Raw genomic sequence first — 23,854 nt, 5'->3', positions numbered from 1 at the left:
GCCCTCGGCGCAGCCTCCAGAGGCGTGCCCCGGCCGGGAGAAGGCCCCCGTACCAGAGGAGCCCGCAATCCCCGTGACGCTGATTCAGCCGGCGGGAGAGCCGGACAACAGGACTGCGAAACGTCGTCGCCGACCACGAACCGGTCGTCGGCCCGTGGTCCGCCCACGAGGGGCTTCTTCTTTCTCTCCGGGCAGGGCGGATATGAATCGCCCCGGGTCAGGTGGAGGCGAGCGTCTCGGCGGCCTGGCACGGATCGGGGAAACCTGCGGCGCCGCACCCGCCGCCCGCACGAAATCCTCGGCGCCTCCTGCCGCAACTGGATCTGAGCCCACCGGGCAACTCCCGCCCGGCCGCGCCCCGGTCCGGGCCCCAGGGGCGTTCACACGAAGGACGCATGATCGCCATCGGGTGTTGATTCGACCGTTCTGAAATGTGAACTCTTGTGCGACTACGGTGAGGTGACGACACACCATGGAATAGGGGTCCTGACGCCGTGACGACGCGGGCACGGCCGCCCTTGGGCGGTCCGGACAACTTTGCTGGCCGGTTGCGAAACGAGAGGGACACGCTGCTGCGCTATGTGGCCAAGCTGACGGCGCCCGACCTGAGACACGTCGAGGACGTGGTGCAGGAGACCCTGCTGCGGGCCTGGCTGCACGCGGACCGGCTGGAGTGGCAGGATCAGCCCATCCGGCCCTGGCTGTTCCGCACCGCGCGCAACCTCGCGGTCGACACCTGGCGCAAGGACCGGGCGATCCCGGTCGGCGGCGCCGGGGACGTCGGCGCCGACACCGCCCACGCCGAGGACCTCGCCGAACGCGTCGTCGACCGGCGCTGGCTGATCCCCGCGCTCGGCCGGCTGCCCAAGGCCCAGCACGACATCCTCGTCCACGTCTACCTGCTGGACCTCGGCGGCGAGCAGACCGCCGCGGCCCTGCGCATCCCCCAGGGCACGGTCAAGTCCCGCACCTACCACGCGGTGCGCTCCCTGCGCCGCGAGCTGGGCTCACAGCACGAGGACGCGCCCGGCGGCGACGGCGGGCGGGCAGCCGCGTGAGCGGCGCGCTGGTCGTCACCGCGAGCGACCCCTTCCAGCTGGTCACCGACCACCGCACCGGGATCAGCCAGGCGCTGGGCGGCATCGGCCTGGCCATCGCGCTGCTGATGGTCGCCCACCGGCTGGCCCGCCGGGTCGGCGGCTGGTACGTGGTGCGCCGCCGCGCCCGCCACGAGATCCGCCTGACCGCGGCCGCGTTCGCCGCGCCGGTACGCCGCCGGCTGGCCTACCGGCGCCAACTGCGGCTGCTGGCCCGCGCGCTGGCCGACTCCGCGGTGTGGCAGGCGGGCGAGCAGGCGATACGCGCCGCCCACCAGGCCGGCCGCGGACGCTGCCGGCCGTACGCGGTGGTGGTCGGCGCCGACCTGGTCGGCGTGCACACGGCTGCCGCGGCCGCGGTGCGCCCGCCCGCGCCGTGGACCGCCGACGACAGCGACCCGTACCTGTGGTGGGGCGTCCGCGACAGCCAGCAGGACCCGGCGCCCGCGCAAGGCGCCCCGCCGGTCCTGCTCGTCGCGCTCGGCCTGGACGGCGACCGCGTGGTCTTCGCCGACCTGTTCCACGGGCCGGCGGTGACCGCACTGTACGACGACGAGCCGACCGCCGCCGCGCTGCTGCAGGCCCTCGCCGCCCAACTCGAACGGCGGCTGCCGGCCGGCGCGGTGACCGTCGCCGACGGCGTCCACCCGCGGCACATCGGGCCCCCCGCACAGCAGGCGCTGCGCGACGCCGCGGCCTGGCAGGCCGCGCACGCCGGCATGCCCGCGTTCGCAGTCTGCGCCGAACCGCCGGCCGCGCTCCTGGCACCCGGCGGGCCGTCGGTGCTGCTGCGCGGCCGCGCCCAAGGGCGCGCCCGGCTGCTGTCCGCCACCCGCAACGCCACGCTCGTCGTGCACGGCACACCGCTGCGCCCGCAGGCCACCGCGCTGCCGCGGGCCGTCGCCAGGGCGATCGACGCGCTGCCGCCCTACCGGCCCCCGGCCCGCACCACCGCGACGGTCGACCCCGACATCCCGCTCGGACAGGCCGCGCTCGGCCGCTCCGCCACCACCCCCGCCACCGGAGCCGCGAGCGCGGGAACCGGCGGTGGAGACGGCGCCGGTGTGGGAACCGCCGGCGTCGGTGCCGGCGGTAGCCGAACTACCGGCGCGGGAACCGCTGCTGCGGGGACGGTCGGTACCGGGATCACCGATGCCGAGATCACCGGTGCCGGATCCGCCGGTGCGGGGACGACCGGGGTGTCGGCGGTCGCGTCCGCATCGGTCGGGGCGCCCGGGTCGGCCCCTGCCCGCACGGCGGCCGGTCCGGTGGGCGCCGTAAAACCGGCGCCCGACCCGGGCCTGGGGTGAGTCCCCCGCCAGGTCCCGTCACCGCTCAGCCCCCCGCGGCCCGCCGCCTTCTGGCCCGGCGCGCCGCCCAGACCCCTGCTTGGACACCGTGAAGCTGATCATCACCACCCTCGACGCCGCGGACTCCACCCGGCTCGATCACCTGTTGGACCTCCCGGAGGGGTGCACCGTGGGGGAGTTGGCGGGCGCCATCGCGCGCGGCCAAGAGGGCGCCGCCCCCCGCACCCCAGCCGCGGACCCGGATCTGGACCTGGACCCGGATGTGGCCGCCGGTGCGCTGCCCACGGGTGCCTTCGCCGCCCCGCGCACGGCGTCGCCCGCGCCTGGCTCGCCGTCCGCACCGGGCTCGCCGTCTGTGGCGGCCGCGCCGTCTGGAGAGCTTGACGCGTTCCTGGCCGGTGAACGGCACGGCGGGAACCCGCGGTTGTATCTCGGCGCGGTCGCGTTGGATCCAGGCTTGCCGGTGCACGGAAGCGGGATCCGGGAGGGCGCGGTGCTCGGCCTGGGTGCTCCCGTGCCGGATCCGGACCCGGTCGCGGGCCGTGTCACCGCGGCGGCCGGCGAACTGGTGCTCGCCGAGGTGCACGCCGCCTCGGGGCCGGGCGCGGGGCGCAGTTGGCGGCTTGCGCAGGGCAGTTACGAGTTGGGGTCCGGTGCCGGGTGCGCGATCCGGGTCGCGGGCGGCGTGGAGGTGCCCGACGGCGGGGTGTGGGTGACGGTGACCGCGGACGGCGGCGCGTATGTGCACGACGAGCGGGGTGCGGCGGCCGAGGAGGGGGTGGTCCGGCTGTGTGTGCCCCGGCCGCCCGCCGACATCGATCCGTACACCGGGACGGCGCCCGAACGGAGCACCCCGGAGGAGAAGTTGGAGGCCGTCAAGGCGGCCGAGGAGGAGGAGCGGATCGCGGCGCAGCAGCGGGCGGCGGGGGCGGCGCCGGCCCCGCCGCGCGGCGGCATCGCCTGGCCGCGCGAGGTGGATCTGGCGGTGGGCGGCACGCTGCTGCGGCTGGTCGCGCCGGTCGAGGCCGACGCGGCCGTCACCGAGTCCGAGGACGGCCTGGGCCTGGACTACAACCGGCCGCCGCGGATCGTCCCGCACGTGGACGCCGAGCCGCTGAAGATGCCCAGCCGGCCCGGTCCGCGCGCCAAGGCACCATTCCCGCTGGTCACCATGATCGCCCCGGTGGTGTTGGGCCTGGTCATGGTCGGGGTGTTCAAGTCGTACTTCTACCTGATCTTCCTGGTGTTGACGCCGCTGATGGCGCTGTCGAACTGGGTGTCGGGCCGCCGCAACAACCGCAAGACCACCGAGGAGGCGCACCGCCGCTACCGTTCCCGGCGCAGGGTGGTGGAGCGGGAGATCCGCACCGCGGTGGTCAGGGAGCGCTGGGTGCGGTGCGTGACCGGGCCCGATCCGGTCGCGGTGGGGCTGGCCGCCACCGGGCCCGGCACCCGGTTGTGGGAGCGGCGCCGCCGCGACCCCGACCACCTGGTGCTGCGGGTCGGCACGGTGGACCTGCCGTCGGTCAAGGCCGTCGACGACCCGGTCAGGGACGAGAACCACCGCAAGATCCGCTGGACGCTGCCGGACATCCCGATCGGCGTGGAGATCCCCGAACTCGGCGTCGTGGGCGTGGCGGGAGCGGCCGCGCCGGTGCAGGCGCTGGCCCGCTGGTGCGTGGCCCAGTCCGCGGTCCTGCACAGTCCCCGTGACCTGCACATCGTGCTGCTCACCGAGTCGGCCAGGGCGCAGGAGTGGGCGTGGGCGGGCTGGCTGCCGCACGCCCGCCCGTCGGGCGCGCTCGGCCCACTGGTGGCGGTCGGCAACGACTCGGAGTCCGTCGCGAACCGGGTCACCGAACTGGTCTCCCAGATCCAGGCCCGGCAGCGGGCGCTGGGCTCCTCGATGGGCCGGGCCATGTTCACTTCGCCCGACATCCTGGTCGTCGCCGACGGCGCCCGTCGGCTGCGGGACGTTCCCGGCATGGTGCAGGTCCTCACCGACGGCCCGGCCGTGCGGGTGTTCAGCCTGTGCCTGGACGAGCAGGAGCGGCTGCTGCCCGAGGAGTGCGCGGCCGTCCTCACCCTGGACAGCTCCGGCCTGACGATCCGCAGGACCGGCATGCCGGACGTGACCGCGGTCCGCGCCGACCTGGTCTCCCCGCACTGGTGCGAGCGTGTCGCCCGCGCCCTGGCCCCGCTGCACGACGTCAGCCCCGACAACGACAGCAGCCTGCCCGAGCAGGTCAGGCTCCTGGACCTGCTCGAACAGGAACCCCCGGACGCGGCGGCGCTGCTCGCGCGCTGGCAACGCCGCCCGGCTACCACCACGTTCGTGCTGGGCACCGGCTTCGACGGCCCGCTGCAGCTGGACCTGGTGCGCGACGGGCCGCACGGCCTGGTCGCCGGCACCACGGGATCGGGCAAGTCCGAACTGCTCCAGACGTTCGTGGCCTCGCTCGCCGCGACCAACCGCCCCGACGAACTGACCTTCGTCCTGGTCGACTACAAGGGCGGCAGCGCTTTTCGCGAATGCGCGAACCTGCCGCACACCCTGGGCATGGTCACCGACCTCGACGCGCACCTGGTGCAGCGCGCCCTGGAGTCACTGGGTGCCGAACTGCGGCGCAGGGAGCATCTGCTGGCCGACCACGACGCCAAGGACCACCCCGAGTACCGGGCCAAGCGCGCCGACGACCCGAAGCTGCCGCCGCTGCCCCGGCTGGTGCTGGTCATCGACGAGTTCGCGACGCTGGTCCGCGAGGTGCCGGAGTTCATCACCGGACTGATCAGCATCGCGCAGCGCGGCCGCTCGCTGGGCATCCACCTGGTGCTGGCCACCCAGCGGCCGGCCGGCGCCGTCACCCCTGACATCAAGGCCAACACCAACCTGCGGATCGCGCTGCGCGTCACCGACGTGGTGGAGAGCCAGGACATCATCGACACCAGCGACGCCGTGCACATCTCGCCCGGCACCCCCGGCCGGGCGTTGGTCCGGTACGGGCACCGGTCCGCGATCGCGTTCCAGTCCGCGTGGGTGGGCGCCCAGCGCCCGCTGGCCGGCGCCCCCCAGGCCGAGGCCGAACGCGCCCCGGTGCGCGCGGCCCGGCTGCCGTGGAGCCGGCTGGGCCGGCCCGCCGACCTGCCGGCCGACGACGACGGCACCCTGCGGCCGGGGCCCCTGCACCCCACCGACCTGCAGGCACTGGTCGGCGCGATCGGTGAAGCAGCCGGCCGGCTCACGGACTTCACCCCGCAGCCCAGCCCCTGGCTGCCCGCGCTGGAGGACAAGGTCCGCCTTCAGGACCTGCCCGACGTCCAACGCCCCGCCACCGCGGACGGGCAGGGCACAGCCACCCGCCCGCGCGCCCTGCCGCCGCTGATCCCCTACGCGCTGCAGGACATCCCGCAACTCCAGGAACGCCGGGTGGCCACCGTGGACCTGGCGACCTTCGGGCACCTGTATGTGATCGGCGCGCCGCGCTCGGGCCGGACCCAGGCCCTGCGGACCGTCGCCGGCTCCGCGGCCGGCCGGGTGAGCGTCGCCGACCTGCACATGTACGGCATCGACGCGGCCGGCGGGGGCCTTGCGGCGGTGGCCACCCTCCCGCACTGCGGCGCGGTGGTCTCCCGGCACGACCTGGAACACCTGGACCGGCTGCTGAACCGGCTCACCTCGGAGCTGACGCGACGCCAGGAGATGTGCGCGGCCCGATCCTGCTCCGGCCTCGCCGAACTGCGTGAGCTGCTGCCCGCCGCCGAACGGCCCGCGCACATCATGCTGTTCATCGACGGCTGGGACGCGCTGGCCCCGGTCCTGGACGACTACGACAACGGGCGGCTGTTCAACGACGTCACCCGGCTGCTGCGGGAGGGCGCCGCGGCCGGCGTCCACGTGATCGCGACCTCCGAACGGTCGCTGATCGCCGGCCGGGTCGCCGCGCACAACGACAACAAGGTGCTGCTGCGGCAGAGCGACCGCGCCGACTACAGCCTGCTGGGCATGATGCCCAGCCAGGTGCCCGCCTCGGTGCCCGACGGCCGCGGCTGGCATCTGATCAGCCGCACCGAGACGCAGATCGCGGTGCTCACCGACGACGGCAGCGGCCAGGCGCAGGCCGCGGCGCTGCGGGAGATCGGCGCGCTCGCCGCCTCCCGGGACACGGCCGTGCCCGACGCGCGGCGGCCCTTCCCCGTCGTGCCGCTGCCGGCGACGATGGCGTTCGCCGACGCCTACGACAAGGTGGCGCCGCAGCTGCGCCGCCCGCTGTGGGGCCTGCTCGGCGTGGGCGGCGACGACGGCGCGGCGATCGGCGTGGACTTCACCGGCCCCGCGCCCACCTTCCTGGTGGCCGGCGGGCCCGGCTCGGGCCGCAGCAACGTGCTGGCCTGCCTGGCGGTGTCCCTGCTGGCCGGCGGCACCGCGCTGGTGGTCCTCGCGCCCCGCGACTCGCCGCTGCGCTCGTTGGCCGCCCACCCGCACGCGACGGTGCTGACCGACCCCGACCCCTCGGCCGACGCGGTCCGCGACGCGCTGAAGGCCGTGACCGGGCCCGGCGTGGTGGTCGTCGACGACGCCGACCTGATCGCGATGGGCGCGGCCGAACAGGTACTCAAGTCCGTGGTGGTCTCCGGCCGCGAACGCGGCCTGGGCCTGGTGGCTGCGGCCCCGACCGAGACCCTCACCATGGGCCTGGGCAGCTGGCTCACCGCGGCCAAACGCTCCCGCCGCGGGCTGCTGCTGGCCCCCAAGGCCACCGGCGACGGCGACCTGATCGGGGCCCGGCTCTCCTTCCACCAGGTCCGCTCCCACGCGCCGGCCGGCCGCGCCTTCACCTCCGGCCCGGCCGGCACCGTACAGACCGTGCAGGTCCCGCTGACCCCCCTCAAACCGCAGGACTGACGCGGCGTACCGGCCGCCGAAACGGCCCACGGACCGCGCCGCCCCCCGGCAGAAGGCCGCGCCGCCCCCCGACAGAAAGGGGACGGCGCGGCCTTCACGGGAGCAGGCGGGCACTCAGCCCTTGTTCGCCGCCTCGCGGATCTTCTGCGCCATGTTCGCGTCGTTCTCCGACATCGACTCCTTGATGCTGCGGAACTGCGAGGCGAAGCTCTTGATGCCCTCGACCGCCCCCAGCAGCGAGGTGTTGAACTTCTGGTAGGACTCGCGCAGCGCCGGGCTGGACTGCTCGAAGACCAGGCCGTCGTCCAGCAGCCCGTTCACGTCCGTCAGCAGCTGGTTCACCATCGGCACGATGTTCTCGTTGGCGGAGTCGAGCTTGCCGGAGACGGTGTCGATCTGCTCGTAGTCAAGGGAGATGTTGGGCATGGCCGGGGCCTCCTGGGCTCGTTGATTCGGGGATGGGGTGGTCAGTAGGTGGGGGTGTCGTCGTGGGTGGACTAGTCTCCGTCGTCCATGCCCTCGCCGGACGTCTGGTCCCACTTGGCGCCGGGCCCGCTGCGTGTGTACGTGCTGACCTTCCCGTCGCCGTCGGTGACGCTCATGGTGCCGGTGCCGTCCGCGTTGATCGTCACGTCCGCGTGGCTGGTGCTGTCGTCGGCGAAGGTGGTGTCGGTGACGTACGAGCGGCCGTCCGGCTTGTACGCAGTGGTGGAGCTGTACGTCTGGCCGCCGCCGGTGGTCACCGTCGTCTTCTCCGTCGTCACGTTGTACTTGTCGTCCAGCGTCAGCGTGGTGTGGACGGAGCTGCCGTCCGAGGTGTGGATGACGTGGTCGGTGGGCGGCGGGCCCGGGTCGGTGGGCTCGGGGCCGGGGTCGGTGGCCCGGCAGAAGTCCGGCAGCGTGGAGCCGTCGTCCACCTCGCACGCGCTCTTGCCCGCCAGGTACTGCTGCCACAGCTTGTTGTCGGCCACCCACTTCTCGTGGCCCAGCCACGCATCGTGCTTGCCGCGCCAGTCGGAAAGGCCCATGTTCTGGCCCATCACGCCGGCGCCCTCGGCGATCTGCGCGTCGATGTGGAAGAAGGCGTCGGCGACCGCACCGAAGGTGTCGCCGAGACTACGCAGGTCGTCCTCCGCCTTCTCCATGGGGCGCTTGGAGCGGTAGTACAGGGTGCCGAAGGCCGCGGCGAGCCCGGCGTCGCCGAAGACGTCGGTGGCCACACCGGAGCTGTCCTTCCCGAGCGTGGCGTAGTCGCTGTTCTTGAGGGTGGGCCCGATCTCGTCGGCGAGATCGTGCAGGTCCTTGCGGGCCCCGTGCAGGACCCCGTAGTCGAGCGCGAAGTCGACCACTTCCATGTCCTCCTTGCCGGGCGTGGGCGAGCCGTCCGACCTGATCACGTGCCAGAGCCCCGGGCGGTTCACCCCGGCCCGGAAAACAACGCCTCCGCGGAAAGAGGCACCTGGAATGGGTGAACCGTGCGGCGCTCTCGTACGTGATCAGGTCGGACAAGCTTCAGCACCACTTCGCGGTACGGCAGGAGGCCCGGGATGCCACGCCCGACGGACTGGAACGCCATCGGTCTCGACGACGACCCCACGCCGGGCGACCCGGCACGCATCCACACCGTCGCCGACTCGATCGGCGCCCTGGGCAAGACCGCCCGGAAGATCGACACCGCGATGGAGACGGTCCTGAACAAGACCGGCCCCGAGGCGTTCGTCGGCGAGACCGCGGTGGAACTGCGCAACCAGATCGGCGGCCGGCTGCGCAGCTTCGTCCAGAGCATCGCCGACGCCTTCGAATGGTCCAGCTCGGCTCTGTCCACCTACGCCGACGCGATGTCCGACGCGCAGGGCAAGGCCGACGCCGCGTTGGACCAGGGCCGCGGCCTGGGCCCGGACGATTCCGACCGCGACACACTCGCCGCCGACGCCAAGGCGGCCGGCAGCGCGCAGTCCGAGGCGGCCAGAACCGCGACGTCCGTGCTGCGCAAGTCCTCCGGCCACATCAAGTCCCCGGTCTCGCCCTGCGCGGAGTTCTGGGAGATCTTCCAGTGGATCGCGATCGCCCTGGTCATCCCCGCGCTGATCTTCGGCGGTCCGGTGGCGCTGCTGGCGATCGCGGTCAACCTCACGCTGTTCATCAAGACCGCGGTGGACTTCGCCCAGGGCAAGGTCGGCGTCCTCGACTTTTTCCTGTCCGCACTCGGCCTGATCGCCCCCAGCACCCGGGCGCTGCCGGTCCTGTCGCTGCTGTCCAAGGGCATCAGCCTCCTCAAGAACGGCATCAAGGCCGCCTCGATCGCCTCCCTCGGCCTGTTCAAGGACATCCTGCGCGGCATCGCCAAACCCTTCGTCGCCCTGCCCACCCTGCGCGACCTGGCGCTGATCACCGGCAGCTGGGTCAAGGCCGGCGGCCTGTGGGTGATGGGCATCGGCAAGGGACTTGGCCAACTCGGCGCGGACATCGTCAAGACCGGCGGGCTGTTCGTCGTCAAGGGCATCACCGCGATCCCCGGCTTCGTCAAGGGCATCGGGCCGGCGGTCACGAAGTTCGGCGTCGCCTCGGCCGCCTGGTTCAAGGGGGAGTTCGGCGGCGCCAAGTGGATGCGGATCTTCCTGCCCGCCGAAGGCGACGAGATCGGCGAGTTCGGCGTGTTCGCCGCCACCAAGATCGCCCTGATCGACCGCGGCGTCTTCGGCAAGTTCCGGTTCGGCGCGGTGCCGACCACCGCCCGCCCGGCCATCCAGGCCATCGGCAGCGGCGCCAGCCACATCCCCGTCCCCACCCCCGCCACCGTCCGCCACGTCAACCCGCTGGTCGACATGCCCGCCCACGACCTGGCGACCACCCGCATCCAGGTCGACCAGTGGACCACCGCGCTCGGCCCGATACCCCTGCCGCACGCACCCGCCCAGTCCGGTTTCACCACGCCGGGACTGCTCGTGCCCAACCCGCCGGCCCTGACCATCGGCACCGGCTTCGGCGCACCGCTGACCTTCTCCCACCAGGCCGCCCTCCACATGGACGCGCTGCTGGACATCCCGGTCGGCAAGCTGGACTCGGTGAAACTGGGCGACTGGGCGAACATCACACGCACCGGGGACGGCGTGACCATCGACGCGGCACCGGCATTCAGCAAGCTGCCCGAGCCGGTGGCCGACCTGTTCACCCCGCCGCCCATGCACCTCGCCGTGGCCGGCGGGGAATACACCGCCGCCACAGGCCTCGCGAACCCGACGACCCACCAGCTCACCGGCAGCATCACGCCGCCGTCGATGGTTCACCAGGCCACCGACCTGGTGCTGCCGACGCCCTTGGCGCACGCCGGGACGACCGGCCTGAACCCGGTCGCCACCACCGCGCCGCCGGCCCTGCACGTCCACGCCGACCCGGCCGCCACCGTGATCGCGCCGCCCGCCACGCACCTGAACGTCAGTGCCGCGAGCGTGTCCACCGGGCACCTGACCGGCATCGCCGACAGCCACATCACCGCGACCGTCGCCCAGCACGTCGCCACCGACCTCGGCCCCGCCACCGCACACACCGGCCACGCCATCGCCGACCTCACCCCGACCTCGGCCCTGCCCCACACGGTGGAGATCAACACCGTCACCGCCGTCCCCGCGGTCAACCCGGTCGCCTCCGCCAACATCGCGCACGTGACGACGAGCCCGGCGCCGTCGTCGGTCGTGCACACGACGAACGCGACCACCGTGCCCACGGCCGTGACACCGCCGTCGTCACTCGCGCACACGGCAAACGCGACCACCGTGCCCACGGCCGTGACACCGCCGTCGTCACTCACGCACACGGCAAACGCGACCACCGTGCCCACGGCCGTGACACCGCCGTCGTCACTCGCGCACACCGCCGACACGTCGGTGGTCTCCTCGACGCCGACCCCGCACACCGTCCCTGCGCCCACGACGGCCACGACTGCCGTGCACACCGTCCCTGCGCCCACGACTGCCGTGCACACCGTCCCCACGCCCACGACTGTCGTGCACACCGCCGACACGACGGTGGTCTCCTCGACGCCGACCTCGCGCACCGTCCCTGCCCCAACGACGCCCACGACGACCGTGCACGCCGCCCCCACACCCACGACGACCGTGCACGCCGCCCCCACACCCACGACGCTCACGGCAGCCGGGCACGACGTCCGCGTCCCGCTGCCGGCCGCCGCGCACGCGGACACGCACCTGGGCCCCGGCGGCGGGTTCGACGTGCCGCCGGCGCAGCGGCTGGGCGCGGCGTTGGGCCTGCTGGACCACGGCGGGATCGGGCACGCGAGCGTGGCGCGCCCGGGCACCTCGGCGCACCCGGGCACCGCGACGCCCGACCTGCCCGGCGCGGGAGGCTCCGGCGCGGGCAGCGGCGGACACCTGGGCCAGGAGACGCCCACGCGCACCCCGGCGCACCTTCCGCCGCCCGCCCCGGACGTCCACAACCCCCCGCCCTCGCCGGTGGATCCGGCCCACGTGAGCCCGGCCCACGTGGATCCCGCGCAGGTGGACGCCACGCACTTTGTGCCGGCGCCGCCCACCACGCGGGCGGTCCCGGCCCCGCAGCCGCCGCGGTTCACCCCGCCGCGCCTGACCGGCAAGCAGCTGGAGCAGGCGTGGGCCGCCGACAGCGAGCGGATCGGCGCGCTGTTCGGGAGCGCCGGCGACCCGCTGAGCACCCAACGCATCGACGCCTGGGGCCGGTTCCAGCTCGCGGCCGCCGACCTGCACCGCGCCGAGCAGCACCTGGACTACCTGGGCTCCTTCCCCGGCGGCCCCTCGCACGGCCCCAGCCCAGTCCAGCAGGCGCACGTCCAAGTCAACGCCGCCAAGCAGCAGTTCGGCGCCTCGATCCGGAACTTGCGCGAACTGGGCGTCAACCCCTTCGCGATGGACCACGCCCTGAAAGACCTCATGCTGCTCTCGCTGAAGGAGCGGCCGCGGCTGCCCGGCGGCGCCTCCGGCGTGCCGGTGATCACGGTCGAGGGCGTCGACGGAGGCCGGCTGATCGAGGTCGTGCCGCTCGGCGGCGGGGGCGGCATCCCGCGCGGCAGCGCCGCCCACATCACCTACGCCCGAGACGGCGTGACCGCGCACCTCGAACTGCCCGGCACGCAGGTCGCGTCGCCGCACCCCGTCACCGTCCTCGGCGACGGTACGCTGCGCGTCGACCACCCCGGCGCGCCCGGTGGCGCCCGCACCTACCAGATCTTCGACCCGGTCGGCGACCACCTGTGGGACGGCCATCCGATCACCACCGGCGGCACCGGCAGCGGCGCGCTGGAGTTCCCCGCGCCCGGCACCGGCGGCGCCGCCCGCTGGATCGGCCCGGACGGCACGGCGGTGCCTGGCCACGCGGTCGTCCACGAGGTCGACGCGGCCGGCACGGTCACCGGCCTGAAGGTAGTCCAGGACGGCACCGGCGGCGAATTCGTCCGCTACGACCCGGTCAGTGGGGCCGCGGTGGGCGTCGGCGCGCCGCTGCGCCGGGCCGACGGCACCGTGCACGCCTTCGCGGTGATGCCCGCCGACGCCCTGGGCGCAGGACACGTCGAAGGCCTGACCGGTGAGCTGCGTCCCGGCCGGGCGATGGACCACCCGGGCGGCGGCATCCGCATCGAGACCGGAGGCACCGCCGGGCACCCGGTCGCTTACGCGCACTACGACGCCGCCACGCGCGTGCACAGCGCCGACGGTCTGCAACTCCTCTACGGCGACGGGCACTTCGCCGGCTACGCGCAAACGCCGCCCGGCACGCAGGCCGGCACGCTGGTCGACGGCAACTGGGCGCCGGTGGCGCAGTACACGGTGCGTATCGACCTCGCGCCGGACGGCACCCCCACTGCCGTGCGGGTCACCGACACCGGCCGCGGCGACTACCGCACCTTCGACCCGCACACCGGCGCGCTCGGCGACCACGCGGTGATGCTGCACGGCCACGACGGCCGCCCGCTGGGCCAGTTCGGCGTCACCCGGTATCCGGCCCCGGCGGTGGCCGGTGCCGGTGCCGCGGCCCCGTCGCCGCTCCACCTCGGCCTGGACGCGCAACTCAACCCGGTCGCCGCCCTCACCCACCACGACGGCCAGTGGCGGATCACCCGCGGCGGCGGGCCGCTGGCGGGGGAATACCGGCAGTTCGGTGCGGACGGCACGCTCACCGTGCAGCGCGTCAATGTCACCCGCGACGGGCAGGCCGTGCCCGGCCGGCACTTCGACCTGCGCCCCGGCGAGGGCACCTGGCAACTCGTGGACACCAGCGGCGCGCCCGTCACCGGCGCGGGCCGCGACCTGCTGCACTCCGGGAAGATCGACATCGCCGACGACACCGGGCGGGTGCGGCTCGTCACCAAGCCTGGCGGCACCACCGTGGAGATATTCGACCGCCGCCCGCTACCGGGCGGCGCCACCCTGGACTCGGTGCGCAGCATCGACGCCACCGGCTTCGTCCGCTGGAACGGCAGCCAGCGCACCCGGTGGACGCAGACCGACGCCACCGGTGCCACCACCAACTGGGGCACCCGCCACTACGGCACCATGGACGGCAAGGACTGGCGCGGCATCGACCACACCTCGCATACCGCGCACGACTTCCGGCAGGGCGTCAACGGCACCGTCTTCGCCTACAAGGACGGCCCGACGTGGCGCTGGGTCCGCTACAACAAGTCCGACCACGCTCCCGTCCCGAACGCCACCGGCACCCGCACCTGGGACCTCGACGGCGGCTGGACCGACCGGCTCGGCAACGACGGTACCGGGCCGATCGCGCAGCGCCAGTGGGGCCCGGTCCACCTGCCGCAGAACAACGCGATGCACTACAAGGAGTTCACCCTCGACGCGAACGGCGCGCCCCGCACCGTCACCGTCAACACGCCCGGCGGCCCGGTAAGCCACACCCTTTTCAGCGCCCAGTCCCCGCACGGCAAACCCACCGGCACGCTGGAGCAACTACCCGGCGGGGGCGGGGTACTGGAGGTCACCCGCTGGTCCGAGCAGCGCCCGCCGCAATGGGTGCGCAGCAACCGGCTGATCGGCATGGGCATCCCCTCCACCGCGTTCGACGGCCGCGCCTGGCTGCGGGGCGACACCCGCTTCCAGATGTCGCACTGGACCAGGACCGACCCGGCCACCGGCGCACAGACCCACGGCTACCGCTTCACCGGCATGAACGACGGCTTCTTCGACATCACCGCCGACGGCACCCTGGTGCGCGGCTCGTTCAAGCTGGGCAACGGCAACACCCTCAAGGTCGGCGACAACGTGCCGCTGCCCGCCGGCGTCCACGCCGACCCCCGCTTCACCCCGTGGACCGAAGGCACCGGCAAACTGTCCGGACACCGGGTCGAGGTGGCGGACATGCCCGACGGCCGGATCTGGGAGGACCACTACGACCCCGCGGCCGGCGCCGGCGACTGGTACCACCCGGCCGCGCCCCACGCCAACTGGCAGGTCGCACGGGCCGGTTACGCCGACGGCACCGTCCGCGAGTTCACGGTCACCGGCGGGATCGCCGATCCGCATCTGTCGGTCCTGAAGGACCCGCACGGCACGATCGTCGGCCGCACCGACCGGTGGACCGGCGCCGACGGCACCGCGCACACCATCGAGATGACCGCGCCGACCGGCAACACCCGCTGGAACTTCACCGGTTACGACGCCCGCGCCGACACCCGCTCCTGGTACTGGACCGACCGCGGCGACGGCACCGGCGCCCCCACCACCGGACCGGTCACCTACGGCCGCGGCTACAACGGCCCCACCCCGTACGACGACTCGTTCGTCCACTTCGAGCGCACGCCCCACGGCGTGCAGGCGGTTCGGGTGCGGACCGTCCTGGACGGCCACTACGTCGACTCCTGGCAGGTCACCGATGCGGCGACTGGCGCGCACAGCTGGCAGTGGCAGAAGTTCGACAAGCACGGGCGGGCGGTCGACTACGGCGGCGGCGCACACACCCGCCGCTGGTGGGACCCGCACCTGGGCGACGGCCAGGGCGGCTGGTCGCCGACCTGGATGGAGGGCGCCACCCGCTTCCAGGACACGCTCGCCGTGCCCGGCGCCGCGCCGATCACGGTCCGCGAGGTGCCGGCGAACGCCGTCAACGGCCGGGTCAGGGAGTTCCTTTCCGGCGGCGTCCAGGCACCGCCGCCCGGCACCTGGAAGGAGTTCGACCACGGCGCAGTGGTCAGGGAGCGCGCGGCGCTGCCCGGCGGCGGCTTCGTGGAGAAGGACGGCTGGCTCGGCCAGTGGCGGCACTACGACAACGTCGGACACGTGATCGCGCAGCGCACCGCGGGCGGCTTCGTGTGGGAGACCGATGCCTTCGGCAGGTTCCATCTCACCGGCCGCGAAGTGGACTTCCGCGGCGCGCTGACCGAACTGCGCGGCTGGGGACGGCGCATCCGCGAGGCAAACCGGCTGCAGTGGGACTTCGCCGGCTTCGACGCCCCCCGCCTCGGCGAGGCGCTGTACCAGCCGCAGTGGAAACTCATCATGGAGAAGGCGGCCATCGAGTTCTTCCAGGAGTTCGTCCTGGAGTTCACCGCGAACCTGGCGATCAACGCGATCATCGCCGACATCCAGAACAAGCCCTTCACCGGCAAGGACGCCCTCAAGGCGTTCGCGAACGCCTCGGTCAGCTCCGGCCTGAAGACCGCGGTCGGCACCACCGTCCACGACAACCGCCTCGACGTACTGCGGCACAGCGGCGACTGGCGGATGGGCCTGGCCAACATCGACGGCGGCAAGGGCTGGAACCGGCACCCGTTCAACCACGACAAGCACTGGTCCAACGAGTGGGCTGGCAACGAGACAGCGATCCGCTGGCGCGGCGGCACCTACGACTTCGCCTACAGCGCCGGCGTCAGCGTGCTGAGCGGCTGGGTCAACGGCAGCATGAACGCCGCGGTGTTCGGGATCAAGGACGCCGACGGCAACTCGGTGACCGTCTCCGGCGGCCAGGCCGCCCTGGACGGCCTGATCAGCGCGGCCTCCTCGCTGACCGGCACCGTCACCACCGGCATCGGCAAGAACCTCGTGCTCAACGCGCTCGGCGCCCGCCTGTACCACCGGCAGGGCTTCGGCGACTTCATCGCCCAGTTCACCTTCAAACTCCCCGAGAAGATGACCACATGGGCGCTGACGAACCTGTTCCGCGACAACCTGCACCCCTCCTGGTACCTGCCGGCTCCCGAACCGGCTTCCGTACCCGCCCCGGTGACCGTACCCGCACCGGTTCCGGACGTGAACGGCCAGGGGAGCGTGCAGCCATGACCGGCCGCGTCCACGCCGTCGCGCCCAAGGGCCGCGGCGCCCACCGCACCATCACCGCCGCGCTGCGCGCCGCCCGCTCCGGCGACACCGTGCTGGTCGCCCCCGGCCAGTACCGCGAGAACCTCACCGTCGACCTGCCGGTGACACTGCTGACCGAACACGGCCCCGGCAGCGTCACCGTCCTGCCCGACGACGAGCGCACCCCCGCGCTCACCGTCACCGCCCGCAACTGCACCGTGCACGGGTTCGCGCTGCGCGGCGGCGAGGCCGCCGGCTCCTACACCCCGGCCGTCGTGGTCCTGGACGGCTCGGCGCTGGCCCTGCACGACTGCGCGGTGACCGGCGGCGGCATCGAGGCCAAGGGTGCCCACCACGACGAGACACCCCCCGGCGCAGGACCCGATGGTGACAGGTCCTTCGGCGACGCCTTCTTCGCCGGCGAAGAAGGCGGTGAACCCTCCGGCAGGTGGCAGGACGCCGGGCACGGCGAGGTCCACGGCCTGCTCGTCGATCTCGAGTTCGGGCGCGAGCCGGGAGCAGCTTTCGATCCGGACCACCCGGGTGATCCGGACGGCGCGGCCCCGCACGCCGCCCTGCTGCTGCGGGGCTGCCGCATCAGCGCCACCGGGGGCGCCGCCGTCCACCTGTCGGGAACCGCGAGGGGCCGCGCCGAGGACACCCGCGTCGAGGGCGCGGACGGCATCGGCGTCCTGCTCACCGGCGCCGCCCGGTTCGCCGCGGACCGGCTGCGGCTGACCGGCGCCACCGGCTCCGGCATCCGGGTGCGCCACCGCGCCGCCCTCGCCCTGGCCGACTGCGCGGTGAAGGACACCGGCGGCAGCGCCGTACTCGCCGACGACTTCGCCCGGATCACCGCCTCGGGCCTGCGGATCGGCGCGCCCGGAGCGGTCGGCGTCCGCCTCACCGGCTCGGCCCGCGCCGAACTCGCCGACTGCCGGATCACCGGCTCGGCCACCAGCGGCCTGCTCGTCCAAGACAGCGCCCGGCTGACCGCCACCGCCTGCACGGTCACCGGATCGCGCGCCAACGGGCTGCTCGTCCTCGGCGCCGCGGCGGCCGAACTGACCGACACCCGGATCATCGGCACCGCCTACAGCGCGGTCCACGCCGCCGACGAGGCTCGCGTGCACCTGCGCGAGTGCCGGATCGGCCCCAGCCCCGAGCACGGCGTGCACGCGGTCGGCTCGGCCCACGCCGAACTGGCCGACTGCACCGTCCAGGACGCCGCCATGTCCGGCCTGCACACCGCCGGCCGCGCGTCGCTGGCCGCGAGCGGCTGCCGCATCACCGGCGCCGGCACCGGCGTGCACGCGCAGTCGGCGGCCCCGGCCGTGCTCGAGCACTGCGCGGTGCTGCGCGCCGGGAGCATCGGCGTGCGCGTCGCGGACGGCGGCGCCGCGGCCCTGGACCAGATCCGTGTCGCCGCGCCCGGCGCGGCCGGCATCGTCGTCGACACCGGCGGCACGGCCCGGGTGCGCGGCGGATCGGTCGAGGCGAGCGCCGGCTCCGGCGTCGTGGTGTGGACCGGCGCGGCCCCCGAGGTCCACGGCCTGGCCGTCGACGGCTGCGCCAGGACCGGCATCTACCTGGCCGAGGGAGCCGGCGGCACCTTCACCTCCTGCGAGGTCTCCGGCTCCGGCTCGCCCGCACTGCACCTGTCACGCGACGCCGCACCCGCCTTCCACCGCTGCCGGGTCCGCGACTGCGCCGAGGACCTGGAGCTGGAGGACGGCGCCCGGCCGGTCTTCGACGGCTGCTTCTCCTACGACGTCAAGCGGCCATCCATGCCGCACGCAACCAACACCGCCGCGCCGGGCCCGGCCACACCACCCGCAGGGCCTGCGGGACCGGTGCCGTCCGCCGCCGGCCGCGGCGCGCAGACACCGGCCGCCACGCCCGCCACGGAACCCCTCGCGGAGCCGGTCGTCGAGGAGAGCCTGGAGGACCTGCTCGCCGAACTCGACGCGCTGGTCGGCCTGGAGAGCGTCAAACGCGACGTCGGCGCCCTGGTGAAGCTGATGCAGACCGTGCGGCGGCGGGAGGAGGCCGGGCTGCCCGCGCCGCCGCTGGGCCGCCACCTGGTCTTCGCCGGCAACCCCGGCACCGGCAAGACCACCGTCGCCCGCCTGTACGGGCGCCTCCTCAAAGCGCTGGGCCTGCTGCGCCGCGGCCACCTGGTCGAGGTCGACCGCTCCGCGCTGGTCGGCGAGTACGTCGGCCACACCGGACCGCGCACCACCGCCGCCTTCCAGCAGGCGCTGGGCGGCGTGCTGTTCATCGACGAGGCGTACGCGCTCGCGCCCGCGCACATGGGCAACGACTTCGGCACCGAGGCGGTCGCCACCCTCGTCAAGCTGATGGAGGACCACCGCGACGACATCGTGGTGATCGCGGCCGGCTACCCCAACGACATGGGGCGCTTCATCGCCTCCAACCCCGGCCTGGCCTCGCGCTTCAGCCGCACCCTGACCTTCACCGACTACGACGCGGCGGAACTGGTGTCCATCGTCGAGCACCAGGCGGCCAAGCACCGCTACGAGCTCACCGACCAGGCCCGCACCGAACTCGCGGGATTCTTCGGCCAGTTGCCGCGTGGCGAAGGCTTCGGCAACGGCCGCTCGGCCCGCCAGGTGTTCCAGGAGATGACCGCCCGCCAGGCTCAGCGCGTCGCCGAACTCGCCGATCCCAGCGCGCAGGACCTGGTCCGCCTCGAGACCGGCGACCTCCCGCAGGCAGTCGCCGACCGCTGATCCCCCGTCACCGACCGCCCGTTCACCGACCGCTCGTTCACCGACCCCGCGGACCGCCCCGGCCGCCTTCTCACCCCGGAGTCACCCATGACCGGCCCCGACACCCCGAACCGCTTCTCCGACACCTTCGCCGCCAACCCCGGCGATCCGCCGCGCGGGCTGCTGCCGGAAGCGCGGGTGTGGGCGACCGTCACCGGCGCGGCCGTCCTGGTCGGCGCGGTCGTGCTGCTGGTGCCGCTGCTGTCCGCGGGCTCCGGTCACGGCGGCGGGCCCGACGCCGTGACGGTGGCCGACGCCGCCCGCACCCCGGCGGCCTCCACACCGCCCGCTGTCACTGCCACCACACCCAGCGCCACGACGACGCCCACGCCGGCGGCCACCAGCCCGAGCGCGGCCCGCCCGGCCGCGCCGATGCACACGACCGCCGCCACGGGCGGCACCTCCCCCAGCGGAACGAGCACGGATACGAGCACGGATACGAGCACGCACCGCACCACGACGTCGGCTCCGCGCAAGGCCACCACCGCGCCCACCAAGGCCGCCGACCCCGTCCCGCCGCCGAAATCGGCGGTCAGCACCGTGTACAACCCGAACTCCGGTAAATGCCTGAGCGGTTCGGCCGGGTCCGACGGCACGCCGCTGAAGCTGTGGACGTGCAACGGCAACGCCAACCAGCAGTGGACCTTCGCCTCCGACGGCACCATCCGGACCAAGGGCCTGTGCATGGACGCCGCCTGGGGCGGCACGGCCGACGGCACGATCTTGCAGATCGCCGACTGCTCCGGAAACCCCGCCCAGCAGTTCGCCCTCGGCAGCGACGGCCTCATCCACGCCAAGCAGTCCGGCAAGTGCGTCGACCTGTGGCAGGGCGACACCGCAGACGGCGCGGCGATCAAGCTCTACCAGTGCACCGGCACGTGGGGCCAGCTCTGGAACCGCAGGTGACGGATGCGCCCGGCGCGGAACCGATGTTGCGCCACCACCAGCGTGCCGTCGCGCCCGCGGGTGGTCTCGGCGTCCAGGAGACCCTGAGCGGGTCTCTCGTTTTCCGCCTCGGCGGCGGACTTCTTCGGGCGGTCCCAACTCGTGCGCACGGTTGAGCGGTCCGAGCAGGCGGGGCAGACCAATGAAACGGTGGCACCGCACTTTCTGGGTGCGGTGGTCTTCGATGAGACGCCCTGCTTGTCGTCGAATCTGGAGACCCGGCAGTTCATTGACGGACCGGTGCAGTTCACGGCGAAACCGAGTTGTCCGCCTGCCGCCATCAGGCAAGAACTCAGTGTTCACCGCACCTGCTTACGCTGCGGATCTGTCGCAAGCTCCCCACCGCCGCAATGGCGACCGTCTCGCGGCGAAAGGAACTGAGAATCCCCTTGTCCAGATATCCCACTTCCCGTCGATCACTTCTCGCAGCCGCTGTTGCCGCTGTTCCCGCGCTCTCCATGCTGTCCGCGCGCGGCGCTATGGCCGCCGTCCCCCCGCCGCCCGCCGAGACCGGCTGGGTGAAGAGCATCCTGAGGCGGATGACGCTGGAAGAGAAGGTCGGCCAGCTGTTCACCACCCGTGTGTACGGCGAGACCGCGGACACCACCGACCCGGACGCGGTCCGCAGCAACCAGGCCTTCCTCGGGGTGGACAACGCGGCGCAGGCCATAGCCCGCTACCACCTCGGCGGCTTTGTGTACTTCGCCTATGCCGGAAACACCCGCGCGCCCGAGCAGGTCGCCGGGCTGTCCAATGGCATCCAGCGGGTGGCTCTCGACCAGCCGTCGGGAGTGCCACTGCTGCTGAGCATTGACCAGGAGCAGGGGGCGGTGGTGCGGCTGGGTCCGCCGGCCACCCAGTTCCCGGGCAACATGGCCCTCGCCGCCGGGCGTAGTGTCGCCGACACGGGCACCGCTGCCGCCATCACCGGGCAGGAGCTGCGGTCCGTCGGTGTCAACCAGAACCTGGCGCCGGTGGCCGACGTCAATGTCAACCCGGCCAACCCGGTGATCGGGGTGCGGTCCTTCGGCGAATCTCCCGAGATGGCCGCCGAGATGGTGGTCGCGCAGGTGCGCGCCTATCAGGACGCCGGTGTGGCCGCGACCCTCAAGCACTTCCCCGGCCACGGCGACACAGCGGTCGACAGCCACAGCGGACTCCCGGTCATCAGCCACTCCCGTGAGGAGCTGGACCAGATCGACCTGCCCCCGTTCCGGGCCGCCATTGCCGCAGGCGCCGATTCGATAATGACCGCCCACATCGTCGTGCCGGTGCTCGACCCGTCCGGCGATCCCGCCACCCTGTCCTACCCGATCCTCACCGGGCTGCTGCGCAAGGAGCTCGGTTACGACGGCGTCGTGGTGACCGACTCGCTCGGTATGGCCGGCGTGCGGCAGAGGTACGGCGACGAGCGGGTGCCGGTGCTCGCGCTCAAGGCGGGCGTCGACGTGCTCGTCAACCCGCCGGTGATGAAGGTCGCCTATGACGCGGTCCTGGCTGCGGTCCGAGGCGGTGAGCTCACCGAGCGCCGCATCGATGAGTCGGTGACCCGAATCCTGCGGCTGAAGTGGAACCGCGGAATCGTCCACTCGCCCTTCGTCGACACTGCGGACATCGCAGGCACGGTCGGCACCCCGGACCACCTCGCCGTCGCCCAGCGGATCACCGACCGCACCACGACGCTGCTGCGCGACGAGCCGGGCGCACTCCCGCTGGGGCCGACGGGCCGGGTGCTGGTCACCGGATGGGACGACCCGGCGGCGCCGATAACCACCGCTGCGCTGGGCCGGGCGCTCACCGAGCGGGGCCTGACGGTGGACGTCCTGAGCACCGGGGCGAAGCCGTCCCAGGCACGTATCGACGCCGCCGTCGCGGCCGCGCTGTCGCATGACACCACGGTGGTGCTCACCAACCGCGCATCCAGCGACACCGGTCAGCAGAAGCTGGTCAACGCGCTTCTGGCGTCCGGCGCGCGAGTTGTCACCGTGGCCGTGCGCGATCCGTACGACGTCATGCACTTCCCCGAGGCGCCCACCTACCTCACCACGTATGCGTTCAACGAGGTGGCGATGCGCTCCCTCGCCGGGGTGCTGACCGGAGCGATCCAGCCGGCCGGACGCCTTCCCGTGACCATCCCCGACCCCGCCGACCCGGGAACCCCCCTGTTCCCGTTCGGTGCCGGCCTCACCACCATGTGATCTGGAGAAGTCATGAAGCTCATTTCCCGACGTACCGCCCGCGGTAGCCGCGCCGCCGCTGCCGCGCTCGCCGTCGCCGCCGTGCTCGCCACCGCGGGGTCGGCGACGGCCGCGACGGCCAACATCCCTGGGTCAAAGGCCCCGGCGGTGCCGCTGCGGGTCGCGACCTACAACATCCACGCCGGTGCCGGCCAGGACAACGTCTTCGACCTGGACCGCACCGCGGACGCGATCCGCGACCTGAACGCTGACGTGATCGGCCTCCAGGAGGTCGATGTGCACTGGAGCTCCCGCAGCGACTTCATTGACGAGGCCGAGGCGCTGGCCGAGAAGCTGGACATGGAGGTCTTCTTCGCACCGATCTACGACAATGCCCCGGCCACCGAGGGTGGCGACCGGGCTCAGTACGGCACCGCCGTGCTGAGCCGCTACCCGGTGATCAAGGCCGAGAACCACGAGATCACCCGGCTCTCGACTCAGGTGCCCAACCCGGTGCCGGCCCCGGCGCCCGGCTTCGCCGAGGTGACGGTCAACGTCAAGGGCTCGCACGTGCACGTCTACTCCACGCACCTGGACTACCGGGCCAACCCGTCGGTCCGCAGCGCCCAGGTGGCGGACACGCTCAAGGTACTTGCCGAGGACTCCGGACCGAAGGTCCTGGTCGGTGACTTCAACGCCACGGCGAACGCCCCGGAGCTGGCGCCGCTGTTCAAGGAGATGAAGGACGCCGACCCGAACGGCGGCGGGACGTACCCGGCGGTCAACCCGACCAAGCGCATCGACTTTGTGACCGTCTCTCCCGACGTCACCGTGGTCGATGCCCAGGAGGCCGCGACGGACGCTTCGGACCACCGCCCCGTAGTCGCGGACCTGGAGCTCCACCAGCGCGGCGCCTGAACCGCACTCGGCCGAGTGCAGCAACCCCCGAAATCGGCTCCCTGATCCGGCCCGCCCCACCTACGGGCGGGCCGGATCGGGACGGATCGGGTCACCGGCTTGTATCCGAGTACGAAAGTGGCCGGCGCACCGCTCGCCGGATTGCCTGAGGTACTGCGCAGAAGGCCGGGATGGTCACGGCCAGGGCGAGGGCGCACCACAGGCACAGCGCGGTGTGAAACACCCGTAGCCAGGGATGAGACGCTACCCAGAGCGTGACCTATCGTGGGGCTCCCGCGGACGACTCGAGGACGGCGTGGCATGAAACCAGGAAGGCACGGGGCGGCTCTGCGCAGCGTCCGGGGCATCCTGGCCGTGATCCTGGTGGCAGTCGCAACGGTCTGCATCGCTGGTCACGCTGCGCGGGGCGGATCCGG

At 73.2% G+C, this 23,854-nt stretch carries 10 protein-coding genes; 8 read left to right on the top strand and 2 right to left on the bottom strand.

Annotation, left to right across the window (positions count from 1 at the left end; genetic code table 11):
- Positions 1-548: 548 nt before the first annotated feature.
- The 3 genes from ABT115_RS16145 (at position 549) to ABT115_RS16135 (ending at position 7,310) form a co-directional block, all read left to right on the top strand.
- A complete protein-coding gene (locus tag ABT115_RS16145) occupies positions 549-1,058 on the top strand; it encodes a sigma-70 family RNA polymerase sigma factor (RefSeq protein ID WP_351789399.1) in 510 nt (169 codons plus the stop codon).
- Positions 1,055-2,407: a hypothetical protein gene (locus ABT115_RS16140; RefSeq protein WP_351789396.1), complete on the top strand. Its 1,353-nt coding sequence runs from the start codon at positions 1,055-1,057 to the stop codon at positions 2,405-2,407. Before ABT115_RS16145 ends, ABT115_RS16140 begins: the two co-directional genes overlap by 4 nt.
- A gap of 88 nt (positions 2,408-2,495) precedes the next feature.
- Positions 2,496-7,310 (top strand): FtsK/SpoIIIE domain-containing protein, encoded by a 4,815-nt coding sequence (locus ABT115_RS16135; protein ID WP_351789582.1) that lies wholly within the window; start codon positions 2,496-2,498, stop codon positions 7,308-7,310.
- Positions 7,311-7,424: 114 nt separating this feature from the next.
- Here ABT115_RS16135 and ABT115_RS16130 read toward each other — a convergent pair whose 3' ends face one another.
- On the bottom strand, positions 7,425-7,736 hold the full coding sequence (locus ABT115_RS16130; protein WP_351789393.1) for a WXG100 family type VII secretion target: 312 nt from the start codon (positions 7,734-7,736) through the stop codon (positions 7,425-7,427).
- A gap of 71 nt (positions 7,737-7,807) precedes the next feature.
- Positions 7,808-8,707 carry a hypothetical protein gene (locus tag ABT115_RS16125; RefSeq protein WP_351789390.1) on the bottom strand — a complete coding sequence of 300 codons (900 nt, stop codon included), beginning with the start codon at positions 8,705-8,707 and terminating at the stop codon, positions 7,808-7,810.
- A 150-nt stretch (positions 8,708-8,857) separates the two neighbouring features.
- Here ABT115_RS16125 and ABT115_RS16120 point away from each other — a divergent pair, with 150 nt between their 5' ends.
- The 5 genes from ABT115_RS16120 (at position 8,858) to ABT115_RS16100 (ending at position 23,438) form a co-directional block, all read left to right on the top strand.
- Complete coding sequence (locus ABT115_RS16120) at positions 8,858-16,588, top strand: hypothetical protein (protein WP_351789387.1); 7,731 nt, start codon at positions 8,858-8,860, stop codon at positions 16,586-16,588.
- Positions 16,585-19,359, top strand: a complete 2,775-nt coding sequence (locus tag ABT115_RS16115; RefSeq protein ID WP_351789385.1) for a right-handed parallel beta-helix repeat-containing protein — start codon at positions 16,585-16,587, stop codon at positions 19,357-19,359. The genes ABT115_RS16120 and ABT115_RS16115 overlap by 4 nt, the downstream gene beginning before the upstream one ends.
- 87 nt (positions 19,360-19,446) lie before the next feature.
- Positions 19,447-20,304, top strand: a complete 858-nt coding sequence (locus ABT115_RS16110; RefSeq protein ID WP_351789383.1) for a ricin-type beta-trefoil lectin domain protein — start codon at positions 19,447-19,449, stop codon at positions 20,302-20,304.
- A gap of 389 nt (positions 20,305-20,693) precedes the next feature.
- Complete coding sequence (locus tag ABT115_RS16105; RefSeq protein ID WP_502969104.1) at positions 20,694-22,541, top strand: glycoside hydrolase family 3 protein; 1,848 nt, start codon at positions 20,694-20,696, stop codon at positions 22,539-22,541.
- 12 nt (positions 22,542-22,553) lie between these two features.
- Entirely contained in the window at positions 22,554-23,438 is an 885-nt protein-coding gene (locus ABT115_RS16100; RefSeq protein ID WP_351789377.1) for an endonuclease/exonuclease/phosphatase family protein, read from the top strand.
- The last annotated feature ends 416 nt before the right edge of the window (positions 23,439-23,854 follow it).

Source organism: Streptomyces sp. NPDC001832 (genome assembly GCF_040297265.1).
Lineage (GTDB): Bacteria > Actinomycetota > Actinomycetes > Streptomycetales > Streptomycetaceae > Streptomyces.
Note: the sequence above shows the minus strand (reverse complement) of the source record. Positions and strands in the feature narration are given on the sequence as shown.

Coding starts and splice junctions, on each gene's coding strand:
- ABT115_RS16100 (WP_351789377.1), top strand. CDS start 22,554: ATGAAGCTCATTTCCCGACGTACCGCCCGCGGTAGCCGCGCCGCCGCT.
- ABT115_RS16115 (WP_351789385.1), top strand. CDS start 16,585: ATGACCGGCCGCGTCCACGCCGTCGCGCCCAAGGGCCGCGGCGCCCAC.
- ABT115_RS16120 (WP_351789387.1), top strand. CDS start 8,858: ATGCCACGCCCGACGGACTGGAACGCCATCGGTCTCGACGACGACCCC.
- ABT115_RS16105 (WP_502969104.1), top strand. CDS start 20,694: ATGGCGACCGTCTCGCGGCGAAAGGAACTGAGAATCCCCTTGTCCAGA.
- ABT115_RS16130 (WP_351789393.1), bottom strand. CDS start 7,736: ATGCCCAACATCTCCCTTGACTACGAGCAGATCGACACCGTCTCCGGC.
- ABT115_RS16110 (WP_351789383.1), top strand. CDS start 19,447: ATGACCGGCCCCGACACCCCGAACCGCTTCTCCGACACCTTCGCCGCC.